Genomic DNA, 15,692 nt, shown 5'->3' with positions numbered 1-15,692 from the left:
TGCGAAATAGTTCCTTTTAACTCAACTCAACTTGAAACCATTCATTTTCACCCGCATCCAGTATACCTCCGGCGATTGGGATACGGACCAGCGAATGCCTTCCAACCTGCTGCATTCCCTGGTCGAATATACCACGATTCCGGTGGATGAGAAGGAAAAAGTGGTTCAGTTGACGAGTAACGAAATTTTCAAGAGTCCGTTCTGCTACCTCAGTGGGCATAAACTGGTGGAGTTTTCGACCCAGGAACGGGATCACTTCAAGCGCTACGTTCAGAACGGCGGTTTTGTGTTTGTGGACGATTGCAACCACGACATCGACGGGCTTTTTGCCAAATCGTTCGAGCAGGAAATGGCCCGCACCTTTGGCCCGAAAGCCTTGCAGAAAATCCCGAATTCCCACCCGATTTATACCTGCTTTTTCAAGTTTGAGGAAGGGCCGCCGACTACGACGTTCGAACTGAACGGCTGGGGGGACGATCTGGTGCATGATTACCTGAAAGCCGTGCTGATCAACGGGCGCATTGGCGTTCTGTACAGCAACAAGGATTATGGTTGCGAGTGGGATTACGACTTCCGCAACAAACGATTTCTGGCCGAGGATAATACCAAATTTGGCGTCAACATTATCACGTACGCATTAACCGCATAAGCATTGGAAACCAAGGAACTGACCCATTACAAAACCGTAGTCGCCAAGCTTCCGCGCCTGAAGAAAGAAATCGGTAAGGTGATTGTCGGACAGCAGGAAGCCATTGACGAAATCCTGATTGCTCTGCTGGCGGGCGGCCATTGTTTACTGGAAGGCGTGCCGGGGCTAGCCAAAACGCTGATGGTGAAAACGATGGCGGAAGCTCTGGAGATGAATTTTAAACGCATTCAGTTTACGCCGGATCTCATGCCGGGCGATATTATCGGAACGGAGATTCTGGAAGAAGATCACCATACCGGCAAGAAATTCTTCAAATTCAACCGGGGGCCCATCTTCGCCCATGTGGTGCTGGCCGACGAAATCAACCGGACACCGCCCAAAACGCAGGCGGCTTTGCTGGAAGCCATGCAGGAAGGCAAGGTAACCTACGCCGGAACCGACTACGAACTGCCCCGGCCGTTTCTGATCATTGCCACCCAAAACCCGATCGAACAGGCCGGAACCTATCCGCTGCCGGAAGCCCAGTTAGACCGGTTTTTACTGTATATCAAACTGAGTTACCCTTCTGAACAGGAAGAACTGAGTGTGTTGAAAAACACCACCGGCACCGCCCGTCCGGAACTGCAAACCGTGCTGACCGATCAGGAAATTATCGACTTGCAACGCCTGACGAGACAGGTCCACATCAGCGATGAACTGATCGGTTTCATCAACCAACTCGTCCGGTCGACGCGCCCCGAAAGCAGTCCGTCGGCGTTTGTCAGGCAGTGGTGCGACTGGGGAGCGGGGCCGCGCGCGGGGCAGGCGCTGGTGCTCTGTTCCAAAGCACGGGCGGTTTTGAACGAACGGTTTTCGGTGATCCCGGAAGACATTCAGACGCTGGCCTACCCCATCCTGCGCCACCGCATCGCCCTCAACTTCCGGGCTGAGGCTGAGAATATTACGACGGATCAGGTGATAAAAGAGTTGTTGAAATAGGTTTTCGGTTTACGGTTTTTGGTTTACGGTGGCTGACGCGTTAGCCTTCCTGCGTCAGCCACCGTAAACCAAAAACCGTAAACCGAAAACTCCAATGCAATTAGCCACAGATCTCATCAAACTCAACAACCTGCAACTCGCCGGCAAACTCGTCAGCGATGAGTTGCTGCTGGGGATTCACGCCAGCAAACGCTCGGGGTCGGGGACGGAGTTTGAGCAATATCGCCATTATGAACCCGGCGATGATCCCCGGCGCATCGACTGGAAATTATACGCCCGAACCGACAAGCATCTCGTGCGCGAATCGGCCACGGAAAGCAACCTGCAAATCCGCTTTTTGCTGGACTTATCGGGTTCGATGAACTACACCGAACAGGGCGTCAGCCGATTGGAGTACGCAAAACTATTGATGGCTTCGCTGGCCTATCTGGGCTACCGGCAAAGCGATCAGATGAGTTTGTATGCGCTACAAAACGGTGCCTTGCAGACGTTGGTCCCGACCGGAAAGCAGGCTTTTCAGCGAATTTTGTTTGCCCTGCAAAATGCCACCGCTTCCGGAACCTGGCTGCCCAAACAGGCCCGGTTTCCGGAATTTCAGCAGAAGCAAAAGGAGTTGCTGGTGATGGTTTCGGACTTCCTGCAAGTAGACGATGAGTGGTTGCAACTGATTAAAACCGTGGCCAGTCCGCGCCGGGAGATTGTCATTTTTCAACTGCTTGGCGATCAGGAAACGGACTTTAACCTGAGCGGTTTCTACCGGTTTAAGGACCTGGAAACCGATCGGGAAATTGAAGTGCAGGCCGAAACGATCAAAGAGACGTTCCAGCAGGCGGTTTCGGCCTATTTCAAAAAAATACAGGAAGAACTGTTGCTGCCGCACGTTCACCTGATTCGCGTAAAACTGAGTGAGCCCATCGCGGGGGCACTAAAAGATTTTCTGACCAGGAGGAGCGTTTAATGGAGTTCATACAACCGTTGTTTTTGTGGGGCATTGGGGCCGTGGTGATTCCGGTGGTCATCCATTTCTGGCACCAGAAACAGGGCAAAACCCTGGCCTGGGCCGCCACACGCTGGCTTCAGGAAAAGAACCAGCAACAGCAGCGGGGCATCAAGCTCGATAACCTCCTGTTGCTGATCCTGCGCTGCCTGGTTATAATTCTGCTGGCGTTGATCCTGAGCCAACCGATCCTGACCGGGTTGACAAAACCGGTGGCCGTTGCCAAAATTCACCTGGTGCAGCCGGAGAAAATGGTGGTCGATAATTACCGGTTTGAACTGGAGGAAGCAATCAAAAAAGGAGAAGCGGTTTACTGGATCAATGCCGCCACCGATGCAGCGGATAAGCCAGCGCAATTGCCTGATCAGCGGAAGTTTAATTCAGATGTATTGCAGTCGGCCATCAATACCGTATCAACAAAGCCGTCGGAATTGCACCTGTATGTCCTGAATAATCAGCAACTGGCAGATGCCCCGTTTATTCGGGTTCTGGCACAGTTTAAATTGCACACGATAGTTGATTCGGCGAGTCGTCCGGTTCGGCCGTATCTGAAATTACCGGGCAGCGGCAACGTGTTTGTGAACGCTTCCAACCAGCTAACGAGTAGTCCAGACTTGAGCAAAGACGTTCGTTTTCAGGATGTTCCGGTGCATTCGGGGCGTTTGAAAGCGCTGGTTGATTTCCGCGATAAAACCGAACAGCAAACCGTCTTGGCGGCTTTGAATGCCTTGTCGGATGTGTATGCGCTCGGGATGCAGATCGATGTAAAAAAAGAGCAGAAAACCGGGTACGATTGGGTTTTAACGGATCAGGACGTGGTTACTCCCGCCCCCCAAACTCTTTATGTGGTTTCGGGAAAGCTCAACATTCCGAAGGTTCCGAATGTGGTATACTGGGAAGAAAAACTGACTCCCCAAACCGCCGAACGGGTGCGAACCGGACAATTGCCGGAACAGTTGGGCGAGCTTCTGATCCGGCATTTTAACCTCAAACCAAACCCGTTCCCGTTGAGCCGGGAGCAGTTAAATACGCTGTTTGTTCCGGCGGGGGAGCGAAGAGAGAAACAACCGGAGAACATTCGTAACTGGCTGTTGCTGGCATTCGTTGGTTTGATCGGCCTGGAACGCTGGATGGCTTTAAAACAGAACGCATGAACGAACTGAAAAAGACCCTGTCGACGATCATCTACCAGCTTGTTGCCAACGCGCTGCTGAAGAGCAGTTTGCTGGGCATTGCGGTGGGGATGATTGGCCGACTCTGCGGTTTTTCGCCGGAACTGGCGGCTATTCTCGGGGTACTGGGATTTGGATTCGGTGCCTGGTTTACCGGTCTGTTTCGGGATAAAAAATCGCAGGCTATTGGAATCATGCATCGGTTGGTGGGCGATGCGGAATACAGTTTGCCGTTGCTGGAGAAAGAAGTACTGAACATGGCGGAACAGCTCCAGCTGGCGCGGCTGAACGAACGAATCCAGACGGTCCGGATTCCCGCGAGCCGGTATCTTTCGTTGATTTTTTCAAAAACCGGTTTTTACGGGTTGCTCGTTTTGCTTTCCGTGGCGGTTTATTACGGCTATCCCCTCCTGCAATCGAACCCGGTTGTTCAGAAACAATTGACGAAATACATTCCGGTTCTTGTTGGCAAGAACCGTCCCGCTATTCCCGCTTTTCAATCGGCTTTGTTGCAGATTCAGCCGCCCAATTATACCGGTTTGCCGGTCAAAGAATCATCGGATCTAAACGCGTCAGCCGTGAGTGGTTCATTGCTCAAATGGCAGTTAGCATTCAGCGAATCCCGGACGGTTTCGGTTCGATTGGTGAATAGCCGGGGCGAAGAGATCGCTTTTAAGAAGGCCGGAGCCGTATTTGAGTACCGTGATAAGTTGGTCAGTTCCGGGATTTATGCCATCAAAGGCTACTGGAAAACGCCGGCAGGGAAGGATTCGTTGGTTTATCAATCGGATTATTACCGACTGGAAGCGCAACCCGATCTGGCACCGAAAATTCAACCGGATTCCAGGGAAGTATACCAGTTTCATTTTCTGAAAGATGACAAAAACCTGCGGATTTCGGCGCGGATTTCCGACGATTTTAAAGTTCGGCAAGCCTTCATTGTAGCCACGGTAGCGCGTGGTTCCGGTGAAAGTGTGAAGTTCCGGGAAGTAAAATTTGCGTTGCCACAAACCAATTTCAAAGCGGCCCGACTGACAAAAACTATTGACCTGAAAGCTCTCAATTTTGCGCCGGGCGACGAACTTTATTATTACTGGGCGGCCATCGACAACAAAGAGCCGGAACCAAATTTTGCCAAATCCGATACTTATTTTGTCGTGTATAAAGACACCGCCCGGGTGGAAGAAGCTGAACTGGCAACAATGGCGGTAAACATCATGCCGGAGTATTTTCGCAGCCAGCGGCAAATCATCATCGACACGGAAAAGCTGATTGCCAAACGAAAAAAACTGGCGGCTAAGGATTTTAAAAGTACGTCCAACGAAATTGGCTTCGACCAGAAAGTGCTGCGGCTGCGGTATGGGCAATATTTGGGCGAGGAGTTTGAAAATTCGATTGGCGGACACGATCTGGTGGCCGAGGGCAATGTGCTGGAAGGGTTTATCCACAAGCACGACACCGAAGAAGAGAAAAATGCGCCCAAACCGTTTGCGTTTAAGCTGGCCGAAAAAGCCGAAGAACAGCAGAAGAAAGATCTGCCCGCTCCGGATGCACACGGACATGACCACGCGAATGAGGCCAAAAGTGACAACGAAGACCCGGTGGCGGCTTTGATGGAGCAGTATATCCACGCCCACGACGATGCGGAAACCAACACGTTTTACGAACAATCGACCCGCAGTTTGTTGAAAATGGCGCTGGAACAGATGTGGCAATCGGAGCTGCACCTGCGTTTATACGAGCCGGAAAAAGCATTGCCTTTCGAAAATAAAGCCCTGGTTTATCTGAAAGCCGCCCAACACAAAGCCCGGACTTTTGTGAAGAAAAGCGGCTACGATCCGCCCCCCATTAAAGAAAAAGAAACCCGCCTGACCGGCGAATTAGAGAAGGTCAACACCAAGTTGAATCAGGTGCGCATGTATGACCCGGTTCAAACCGGGCAGTTGGTTGGCGAAGTATTGGGCTATCTGGAATTGAAAACCTTGAATCAAAACCAGAAAAGAACCGTACAACAATTGAGTTCATCCTTAACGAATGATATCCTGAACAGCGGGTTGTCGAACTGGTCGGTGATCAGCGGTTTACAGAAACTGGGAAGTGGTAAAAAACTGTCTGATAAAGAGCGAATGGATTTGAAAACAAAGTTGTATAGTCTGGCGGCTGGTTCATCCCGAAACCGAATACAATCCGAAATGGGCTCGTATTCCAGCGAAAAGAAATTAGAACAGTCGTTCTGGCGGCATTTAAAATGAGCGTATTGAATCGGATTGCGGTCACGTTTAACCCGGCTGATTTCGTTAGCTGGCTGATCTTGCTTCTTTTAACGGTTTTGCTCGTGGTGCAGGTGGGGCTGGTCGTTCGAAATGACACCCTTCCGGTTCGAAGAAAATGGATTCGCGGTGCTTTAAACGGCTTGCTTTGGAGCCTTCTGCTGGCGTATTTTCTTCAGATTGAATGGGAAATAAAGCCGGATTCAAAGTCAGTCTGGATTGTGGATTCAAACGTGCCTGCTTCGGCGGTTAGTCAATTGAAAGACAGTCTGAAAAGCCGGGAAGTCGTTCGGGTCAGGGTGTTCAAAGATGCTTCGTTTCAGTCGCGGCTGACCGACGGAATGATTGATACCGTCACCTTGATCGGCACTGGTTTTTCGCCCGATGTGCTGGGCCAACTGAGTCGGCAAACCGTCCAGTGGATTCCGTATGTCCAACCCGATCAGGTGCAGCTACTGCGCTGGAAAGCCATCCTTCGGAAAGGCGAAATACAGTCGGTGAGCGGGCGTCTTCAATCGTCGCAGGAACGGGTGCTGAAGCTCCGGTATGGCAACCAGACGCTGGATAGTTTATCCGTAAAAACCGGCACGACGGATTTTAATTTTCACTTTCCGGCCTTCTCGCAGGGACGTACCGAACTGACGCTGGTGCTGGATCAGAAACCGCTGGACACGCTTCGGTATTTCAGCCGACCTACAGAACCCATTGCCTACCAGTTCATTCTCGACAGCCCGGATTTTGAAAGCAGAATGCTCGCCGGTTGGCTGGGGAAAAAAGGGTATTCCGTCCAGTTGACATCCACGATTTCCAAAAACATCAGCAGTAACCTGAGTATCAACCGGTCGGCCACGCCCGACGTGATCATCACCGATCCGGCCAATGCGACGAATCCTGTCGTTAAAAAAGCCGTGGTGCAGGGGAAACCGGTGCTGTTTATCAATCTGTCGGACGCCGAAACCGACACGAAAACCATCAACCGGGCTTTGGGTACGGGCTGGAAATTGAAGCGCTTATCGAATGAAGCGACCATTCCGATCGGGAGCGGTTTGCAGGCGTTGCCTTTTCAGCTTACGGAGGCTCTGAATCAGTTTCCGGTGGCCGGGTATCCCGTGGCGATTCAGAAAACGAGTGGAAAAATCGGGGTAAGTCTGGTGAGCGAGACGTTTCCCCTGAAATTGAGTGGCGACAGTGTTACGTACGACCGGATCTGGACGGCCATTCTGACGCCCTTGCAACCTACCTTTCCGGATAACATCCAGCTCGACGCGCCGGTTTTTAAAGGCCTTCGATCCGTCATTCACTTCAATAATCTGACCCGGAAACCGGCTGAAATCCGACTGGGAAACGACACGGTCAGGCTCGATTATTCGGCCATCAATCCCCTGTCGGCTGAGGTTTCGTATGGCTTTGGAAAGGCGGGCTGGCTGGCATTGCAGGACAGTCTGGCGGTTTACGTCGACCAGCCGGACGAAAAACCGGTATTTGGAAACCGTTTGGTGAGTGATTACCTCCGCGCCCGGTCGGCCGTTGCGGTTGAAACGAAACCTGGTTCCGAAAGCGGTTTTCCGGCGAAAATACTAGATTGGGTCTGGATACTGCTATTCCTCAGCGGGTTGACCGCGCTTTGGATCGAACCTAAATTTAGCATTTGACCTGTCGTAAAATTCCAGTAGCTTTGCGGCTGTTTTTAGTCTTAAATCTTACGTACAATGCCCTATCTATTTACCTCAGAGTCAGTCTCTGAAGGACATCCCGACAAAGTCGCGGATCAGATTTCCGATGCATTGATCGATCATTTTCTGGCCTACGATCCTTCCAGCAAGGTCGCCTGCGAAACCCTGGTTACTACCGGACAGGTGGTGCTGGCAGGTGAGGTAAAAACGAACACCTACCTCGATGTTCAGAAAATTGCCCGGGAGGTTATCAGGCGTATTGGATATACCAAGAGTGAATACATGTTTGAGGCCGATTCGTGCGGTATTTTATCCGCTATTCACGATCAGTCGGCCGACATCAACCAGGGCGTCGAACGCACCAACCCGGAAGACCAGGGCGCGGGCGACCAGGGCATGATGTTTGGCTACGCGACCAACGAAACGGACAATTTTATGCCGTTGCCGCTGGATCTGGCCCACAAGATTTTGCAGGAAATGTCGTACATCCGCAACCACGACCGGGATATTCTGACGTACCTCCGGCCGGATGCCAAGTCGCAGGTGACGATTGAATACAGCGACGACGACAAGCCCATCCGGATCGATACGATCGTGGTTTCGACGCAACATGATGATTTTGCTGCCGATGCGGTGATGCTGGAGCGGATTCGCGAAGACGTGATCAACATTGTCATTCCGCGCGTGAAGGCAAAACTGAAGCCGGAATTGCAGGCTTTGTTTACCGATAACATTACGTATTACATCAACCCGACGGGCAAGTTTGTCATTGGCGGGCCACACGGTGATACGGGTTTGACGGGTCGTAAGATCATTGTCGATACCTACGGCGGCAAGGGTGCGCACGGTGGTGGGGCGTTCTCGGGCAAAGATCCCTCGAAAGTGGACCGTTCGGCGGCTTATGCTACGCGTCACATCGCCAAAAACCTGGTAGCGGCTGGCCTTTGCGATCAGATTCTGGTTCAGGTTTCCTACGCCATTGGGGTGGCTAAACCCTGCGGTTTGTACGTCAATACGTATAACTCGGCTAAAGTTGATATGACCGATGGTGAAATTGCGACCAAAATCGAAGAACTGTTCGACATGCGTCCGTATGCCATCGAACAACGGCTGAAACTCCGGAATCCGATCTATTCAGAAACGGCGGCTTACGGACACATGGGCCGGGAAAACCAGATTGTGAAAAAGGTGTTCGGCATGAATGGCAGCACGAAAGAAGTTGAAGTAGAGCTCTTTACGTGGGAGAAACTCGACTACGTCGATAAAGTGAAAGAAGCTTTTGGTTTGTAGTCCGTGATAAATGTAGCTTGGGAATAGTGAGAATTTTACGGGCCAAATTCCGTGAGTACATAGGAAAAAAGCCGCCTTTTCGGGGCGGCTTTTTTCGTTGAAATGTATCGGTTAATATTCGATGTCTTCGTTGACGGTGTCCGCTTCAACGAGGTCGGTCGACTCATTGATTTGCTGGGCGGAAATACTTCGCTGTTTATCTTTATGGCGTTTCAACTTGTTTTTGAGCGTATCGATCACCACATCGGTTGCTTCCTCGAACGTGGTACCCTGCTGGCGGACAAAAATGGAGTCGCCGGGCAAAAACAGTTTAACCTCGAAAATTTTCTGTTTGACTTTGTTGGTATCGCTTCCCTCTAACCTCAAATACACTTCACCGCTGATAATCCGGTCGTTGAAGGTTTCTAATTTGTCAAGCTTCTTCTGAATGAAGTCCAGCAACTTTTGGTCTGCTGTAAAATGGACGCAATGAATTTGAATTCTCATACGTGTCACATGGTTTAAAAGTTAAACAAAGAACCCACGGACTACCTAAGTTTGGAAAACCATTTGACAGAGTCAATAGGCTGACAGAAATATCCAACTCAGTATATTGCCCGAAACTGTACGAATGCTACTTCAGGACTCACAACCAACACTTATCATACCAACCCCCAATCCGACCGGCGTAAAGATTCTTTTTATTGTCTAATTACGCCGTCTGGAAAACCGGGGTAATCAGCCCCTTTCAGGCAACTTTTATAATCGGTCAGGAGTTGACTACTTCCCCACCGTTGACGTGCATGACCTGCCCGGTGAGGTAAGAAGCATCTTCAGAAGCCAGAAAAACGAAGGCCGGAGCCACTTCTGCTGGTTGCCCGACCCGCTCCAGGGGGGTGTCTTTGCCAAATTTGGAGACTTCCTCTTCCGTTTTGGTTGAAACGATCAGAGGGGTCCAGATGGGGCCGGGAGCTACTGCGTTGACCCGGATATTCCGTTCTACCAAATGTTGCGATAAAGACCGCGTAAAAGCCGTTACGGCCCCTTTCGTAGACGCGTAATCGATCAGTGCCTTGCTGCCCCGGTACGACACCACAGAGGTGGTATTGATGATGCAGTCGTAGGCATTCATATAGGGCAACGCCAGTTTGGTCAGCCGGAAAATCGCCAGGATGTTGAGTTCAAACGTGTCGGTCAGTTGCTGATCCGTAATGTCGGTAAATTCGTGTTGTTCGACGTGGTTGGCTGCGTTATTCACCAGGATATTAATGTGGTGGTATTCGCCGATGACCCGATCCACTAGCTGTCTGATAAATGACGAATTTCGGAGGTCGCCGGCGATTAATAAACAGCGACGTCCTTCGGCTTCGACCAGTGATTTGGTCTTTTGGGCGTCTTCCTCTTCGCGCGGATGATGAACAATGGCGAGGTCGGCACCTTCGCGCGCAAAATGCACGGCAACGGCCCGGCCAATTCCGCTGTCGCCCCCCGTTATGAGGGCAACTTTATTCTCCAGCTTTCCCGTGCCGACATACGAATCCTGGATGTAAATTGGCTGCGGATGCATTTCGTTTTCCAGACCCGGTTGTGCTTCCTGGTGCTGGGGTGGTGTTTCTAGTTCCAGATTCATGGCTGTAAAAATTTTTGGGTCAGGCATTTATGATCGTTCCGCCGTTGGGGTGGATCGTTTGACCGGTGACATAACTGGCATCGTTCGACGCCAGATAGACATACGCCGGTGCCACTTCACTGGGTTGGCCGGGGCGTTTCATCGGTACATCTTTGCCAAACTGGGCGACTTCCTCCGCCGGAACCGAGGCCGGATTCAGGGGCGTCCAGATGGGGCCGGGGGCCACACCATTCACCCGGATTTTCTTCTTCGCCAGGTTGGACGACAACGCGCGGGTAAAACTCATGATCGCGCCTTTCGTGGCTGAATATTCCGGCAAATCGGCGCGGCCCTGAAAAGCCGTTACAGATGTCGTGTTGATGATGCTGTCGCCTTCGTGCAGGTGTTTTACCGCAGCCCGGGTGACCCGAAAAAACGAGTAGATATTGATTTCGAAGGTGTTGACCAGATCGTCGTCGGTCATGTCTTCAAACCGCTTGTGCTGGAGTTGCAGGGCGGCATTATTCACCAGAATGTTGAGCTTGCCAAACCGCCGGACGGTATCTTCGACCAGTTGTTCGCAATAGGACGGATCACGCAGATCGCCGGGTATAAGCAGGCATTGCCGCCCCTCGGCTTTCACCAGATCCCGGGTTTTTTGCGCGTCACCTTCTTCGCGCTGCGTGTAGGCAATGGCCACGTCGGCCCCCTCCCGGGCGAAATGGACGGCGACGGCCCGACCAATTCCGCTGTCTCCCCCCGTAATCAACGCCACTTTGTCTTGCAATTTCCCCGACCCGACGTAGGTGTACCGAATCACTTTCGGCTGCGGATTGAGTTCACTTTCCAGACCGGGCTGGACAGCCTGGTGCTGGGGTGGAATTTTAGTTTCCATACCGTTTCTTGCGTTGTTGAGTAAATCAGAAAGTGTGGGTAGATGATCAAGGTGAGATGAGAGAAGAAAGACAACACTTGATGAGTTCATCGGAATTCCCCACGTCACTACTCTCGCATCTCACCTCTTTTGTCTCCTGACTCAACAACACAATCCCCGGGCTTTTGACTGGATTCTATTATCGAACGGACTATAAAAAAAGCCGACAGTTCGGAAACCGTCGGCTTTTTTTTGATAAGGTGTTCTGTATCAGGTCGTCTTCCGGGGTATTTCCGTCGTCAGGGCTTCCCAGATTTTATCGTAAACGTCAATGGCTGGTATCGGTTTTGCGCTCGCCTGACCCGGACGCGTCGACACAAAAACCGGGTGATCGGCGGGTTGGGTGCCCACCCGCCCGTGCGAACCTTTGATCAGTGTGGCATCCAGCGGAATGACGTTCATCAAATACCGGAAGCCGAGCTTTTTGCGGATCAGTTTATACCCGGCTTTGAGTTTGATCATCGGATTGGCCGGGTCCATAAACATCTCGACCGGATCGTACCCCGGTTTCCGGTGAATGTCGACCAGCCGGGCGTAATCCGGGGCTTTGGCGTCGTCCGTCCAATAGTAATACGTGAACCAGCTTTTGGCATCGGCCATGACGACAAAATCGCCCGCCCGTTCGTGTTCGATATGGTATTTCCTTTTCCCGGCTTCATCCAGCACCAGTTCCACACCCGGTGTTTTTTCCAGAATCAAACGCACCTGCGCGGCACAGGACGGGTCGTTGATGTAGACGTGGGCAATCTGATGGTCGGCCACGGCAAAAGCCCGTGACGCGCCTGCATCGAGCAATTCCAGCCCTTGTTCGACCCGAACCTGAATCAGCCCGGCTTCCCGCAACAGGCGGTTCAGGTGAATCGGCTGGCTGACGTTCGTGATTCCGTATTCCGACAGAAGGATGATTTCCGCGTTTTGCCGTTCGTAATGCTGAATCAGATCCTTGCAAACGTCATCGATTTCTTGCAATTCCTTCGAGATTTTGCTGAAATCCTGTCCAAACTTTTGTAGGCAGTAATCCAGGTGCGGCAGGTAAATGAGCGTCAGGGTCGGGTTGTGCCAGCGGTCGACGAGCAACGACGCATCGGCAATCCAGCGGGTCGATTTGATGTTGGCATTGGGCCCCCAGAAACTGAACAGCGGAAACGTGCCGAGCGCTTCCTGGAGCCGGTCGCGCAGGTCGGCAGGCTGGCTGTAACAGTCAGGCGCTTTGACACCGTCGGCGTGGTATTGCGGGCGGGGCGTTACCGAAAAGTCGGCGGACGAATACATGTTGTACCACCAGAACATTTTGGAAACCGTAAACGACGGATCGAGTTGCCGGGCGCGTTCCCAGATTTTTTCGCCACCAACCAGTTTGTTCGACTGCTTCCAGAATTTGACTTCACATTCGGTGCGGTCATACCAGCCGTTGCCGACGATCCCGGTTTCGGTGGGCCATTTTCCTGTTACGTAGGTCGATTGCACCGAGGTCGTGACGGCGGGCAACATCGGCTCGATGCTGGAAAGCTGCTTTTCGGCTACCCACTGTTTCAGGAAGGGGGTATGTTCACCAATCAAAGCGGCTGATAAGCCCACCACGTCGATTACTACGGTTTTTTTCATAAAAATCGGGGAATAACGAATATAGAATGGCGAATCTTGAATAACGAAGTGGCTCGCACGCTTCTGAACTTCGATATTCGTTATTCAATATTCATGATTCGATATTATTTATTTTATTCAACACCCAGAAGAGTTCCCGCCCAATCGAATCATTCAACCGCAGCTTCATATCCTCGGGCAACACCTCCCACGTATAGGTTTCGACTTCCAGTTGCTCCGTAAACGGGTTTTCTTTCTGTAAACGAAGCACTTCTGAAATGTCGTCCTGCGTCGATTGCAGCAAACCGTAATCGGCCACAAAAAGCGGAACGTGGAAATGCGACCGCCATTCGACGTGACTTTCATCAAAGGCCAGCAGCGCTTCGGGTAAATCCGGGAACCGGAGCAAGTCACCGTTCACATCCCGCGCCACGACCTGATGCAGATACGTGGGCTCATTGAACTGTCGGAACTGGTCCAGAACTGCTGCCCGGCTGTTTTCTTCCACCGGAAAAGTGGCTTTCAAAGCCGCGCTGATCTGAATTTTGCCCACCTTCAGGTCATTCTCTTTCAGCTTTTTCAGCACCTCGTCCGGGCGTTCGTAGCCGACCGCAAAATGGCAAACATCGTAGCACAACTGCACGTGTTCGCGCAGAGCCGCTTCCGCTTCACCCGCCGATAGACCAAACTCATCGTTGAGCCGTTCGAGGCCAATGGGCAACAGATACAGGTTGAACCATTCGATAAACTCGTCGCCGGTTTCCAGCAAACCGTCGGGTTCGGGTTCGAGGTCGAGGTGAAGACTGATGCCTTCGGCCTGTTTGATCCGAACCAGCTCTTCCACGACCGTCATCAGCCGTTGCGTGGTAGCTTCGAACGCCAGATCGCGTTCATCCCGGTTGTTCCATTGAAACCAGTAGCGGTAGGAGAGGGGCGAGGTAGAAATCCCGGCTTCCGTAATACCGCCCGCCATATGGATCGGTAGCAGTGCCGTCAGCAAATGAAAAAGCCGGATGGTATAGTCGACCCGTTCGGGCGTTCGCCAGTCGGGGGCGTGAACCTGGTCTTTGACGCGGGTATTGTGAAAACCGCCGTACGGAAAGCCGTTCATTGTAAAAACGTAGCAGTCGTTGTCGGTCAGCCAGTTCTGAAACTCCTTCAGTCGCTCGGGCTGCGTGAGTTCTAGGCTGGCGATGTTGGACAATCGCAGGCCGATGCCGAAGGGGGCATCGGGCGAAAGCTTTTTTTTAATGGTCGGAATGGCGTGTTGCAGCGCGATAAAATGATCCGCCCAATGCTCACCGGCGTGAATGTTCGTGCAATAACCGAGATGTCCCAGCGGGGTTTTCATGCGGGCTGAATTTCGTTTTCTTTTAAAATACCGATCGCTTCGCGAATCAGCTCCGTATCCATTTCGTGGACTTCCACGCCTTTGCCAATGGCTTTCAGCAGCATGATCGTCAGTTGACCGCCGAGGTGTTCCCGGAACTCATTCAGCCCTTTTAGTAAACCGTCGCCGTCGAGAGCGGGGTGGAATAACGTAAAACCGAGGGTGCGTTCCAGATTCAGAATGCGGTGGGTGTCGGCTTCGCTGAGCCAGCCCAGTCGTTGCGAATACAGGCTGTCGAGGGCAATGCCAATGGCAACGGCTTCGCCATGACGAATTTCAAAGTCAGTAAGTTGTTCAAGTTTGTGCGCACTCCAGTGGCCAAAATCCAGCGGACGTGAGGAGCCCATTTCGAAGGGGTCACCACTGGCAATGTGGTCGAGGTGTAACTCGGCGCAGCGGTGAATCAGGTATTGCATGGCGTCCAGATCGCGGGCGGCCAGTTTTTCGGCGTTCGTTTCCAGCCATTCAAAAAACGGTTGGTCCTTGATCAGGGCGACTTTGATGGCTTCCGAAATGCCCGCCCGCCAGTCGCGGTCGTCGAGGGTTTTCAGAAATTCCGCGTCGTTGAAAACCGCAACCGGTGGGGCAAACGAACCCAGGAAGTTCTTTTTTCCCCGGTAATTAACGCCGTTTTTGACACCGATGCCCGAATCGTTTTGCGACAGAACCGTTGTCGGAATCCGGATGTGGCGGATGCCCCGGTGCGAGATGGCGGCCACGTAGCCCACCAGATCGAGCACCGAACCGCCCCCGATGGCAATCACGTAGGAATGCCGGTCGATGCCGTAGCGATCCACGGCCTCGATGAGTTGATCGACCAGTTCCGGATCGTTTTTAGCACCTTCACCGCCCGGAATAACCAGTAGGTCAGGGATGAGATCGACAATCGGGACATGGGCAAAATACGCTTTAATTTGTTCCGGTAAAGCGGGATGGCTGTTTACAACGCCTTCATCCAGAATGAAGAACAGTTTTTTGCGGAATCCTTCCGAATGGCGTTTTTTCAGGAATTCAAGTAAGGTGAGATTGGTACTTTCGAACAAACGGTCGGAAAAGTAAACGTCGTAGGTAAACTGAACGCTGAATGACTGGTGAAGGGTATTCATTCCTTGGAACACTAAGTTAATAGAATGTATAGGTACTTAAAACCAACGGTTTATTCTTTAA

At 51.9% G+C, this 15,692-nt stretch carries 13 protein-coding genes; 7 read left to right on the top strand and 6 right to left on the bottom strand.

Features of this window, described 5'->3' with window-relative positions; all coding sequences use genetic code 11:
• Positions 1 to 31: 31 nt before the first annotated feature.
• The 7 genes from FH871_RS03160 to metK all read left to right on the top strand — a co-directional run bounded on the left by FH871_RS03160 (position 32) and on the right by metK (position 9,029).
• Complete coding sequence (locus FH871_RS03160) at positions 32 to 649, top strand: DUF4159 domain-containing protein (protein ID WP_114404218.1); 618 nt, start codon at positions 32 to 34, stop codon at positions 647 to 649.
• A gap of 3 nt (positions 650 to 652) precedes the next feature.
• Positions 653 to 1,627: a MoxR family ATPase gene (locus FH871_RS03155; RefSeq protein WP_138989858.1), complete on the top strand. Its 975-nt coding sequence runs from the start codon at positions 653 to 655 to the stop codon at positions 1,625 to 1,627.
• 94 nt (positions 1,628 to 1,721) lie between these two features.
• Positions 1,722 to 2,585, top strand: coding sequence for a DUF58 domain-containing protein (locus tag FH871_RS03150; protein WP_138989857.1), 864 nt, complete (start codon positions 1,722 to 1,724; stop codon positions 2,583 to 2,585).
• Complete coding sequence (locus tag FH871_RS03145; protein ID WP_138989856.1) at positions 2,585 to 3,778, top strand: BatA domain-containing protein; 1,194 nt, start codon at positions 2,585 to 2,587, stop codon at positions 3,776 to 3,778. Before FH871_RS03150 ends, FH871_RS03145 begins: the two co-directional genes overlap by 1 nt.
• The gene (locus FH871_RS03140) at positions 3,775 to 6,048 is read left to right on the top strand and encodes a hypothetical protein (RefSeq protein ID WP_138989855.1); all 2,274 of its coding nucleotides are present in this window, start codon (positions 3,775 to 3,777) and stop codon (positions 6,046 to 6,048) included. Before FH871_RS03145 ends, FH871_RS03140 begins: the two co-directional genes overlap by 4 nt.
• The gene (locus tag FH871_RS03135; RefSeq protein ID WP_138989854.1) at positions 6,045 to 7,718 is read left to right on the top strand and encodes a hypothetical protein; all 1,674 of its coding nucleotides are present in this window, start codon (positions 6,045 to 6,047) and stop codon (positions 7,716 to 7,718) included. The genes FH871_RS03140 and FH871_RS03135 overlap by 4 nt, the downstream gene beginning before the upstream one ends.
• 57 nt (positions 7,719 to 7,775) lie before the next feature.
• Complete coding sequence (metK, locus tag FH871_RS03130) at positions 7,776 to 9,029, top strand: methionine adenosyltransferase (protein ID WP_138989853.1); 1,254 nt, start codon at positions 7,776 to 7,778, stop codon at positions 9,027 to 9,029.
• 111 nt (positions 9,030 to 9,140) lie between these two features.
• Here the strand turns inward: metK and FH871_RS03125 are convergent, their stop codons facing one another.
• The 6 genes from FH871_RS03125 to FH871_RS03100 form a co-directional block, all read right to left on the bottom strand.
• Positions 9,141 to 9,515 carry an HPF/RaiA family ribosome-associated protein gene (locus FH871_RS03125; protein WP_138989852.1) on the bottom strand — a complete coding sequence of 125 codons (375 nt, stop codon included), beginning with the start codon at positions 9,513 to 9,515 and terminating at the stop codon, positions 9,141 to 9,143.
• A 262-nt stretch (positions 9,516 to 9,777) separates the two neighbouring features.
• Positions 9,778 to 10,638: an SDR family oxidoreductase gene (locus FH871_RS03120; RefSeq protein WP_138989851.1), complete on the bottom strand. Its 861-nt coding sequence runs from the start codon at positions 10,636 to 10,638 to the stop codon at positions 9,778 to 9,780.
• A gap of 19 nt (positions 10,639 to 10,657) precedes the next feature.
• Positions 10,658 to 11,602: an SDR family oxidoreductase gene (locus FH871_RS03115; RefSeq protein WP_255516860.1), complete on the bottom strand. Its 945-nt coding sequence runs from the start codon at positions 11,600 to 11,602 to the stop codon at positions 10,658 to 10,660.
• Between the two features lie 159 nt (positions 11,603 to 11,761).
• Complete coding sequence (locus tag FH871_RS03110; protein ID WP_138989849.1) at positions 11,762 to 13,156, bottom strand: alkaline phosphatase family protein; 1,395 nt, start codon at positions 13,154 to 13,156, stop codon at positions 11,762 to 11,764.
• A gap of 91 nt (positions 13,157 to 13,247) precedes the next feature.
• Positions 13,248 to 14,486, bottom strand: coding sequence for a metabolite traffic protein EboE (gene eboE / locus FH871_RS03105; protein ID WP_138989848.1), 1,239 nt, complete (start codon positions 14,484 to 14,486; stop codon positions 13,248 to 13,250).
• On the bottom strand, positions 14,483 to 15,631 hold the full coding sequence (locus tag FH871_RS03100) for a 3-dehydroquinate synthase (RefSeq protein ID WP_138989847.1): 1,149 nt from the start codon (positions 15,629 to 15,631) through the stop codon (positions 14,483 to 14,485). The genes eboE and FH871_RS03100 overlap by 4 nt, the downstream gene beginning before the upstream one ends.
• Between the last annotated feature and the right edge of the window lie 61 nt (positions 15,632 to 15,692).

Origin of the sequence: Larkinella sp. C7 (assembly GCF_006149005.1) — a bacterium.
Classification (GTDB): Bacteria; Bacteroidota; Bacteroidia; order Cytophagales; family Spirosomataceae; genus Larkinella.
The sequence above is the reverse complement of the archived record's forward strand: the minus strand, read 5'-3'. Positions and strand labels throughout refer to the sequence as shown.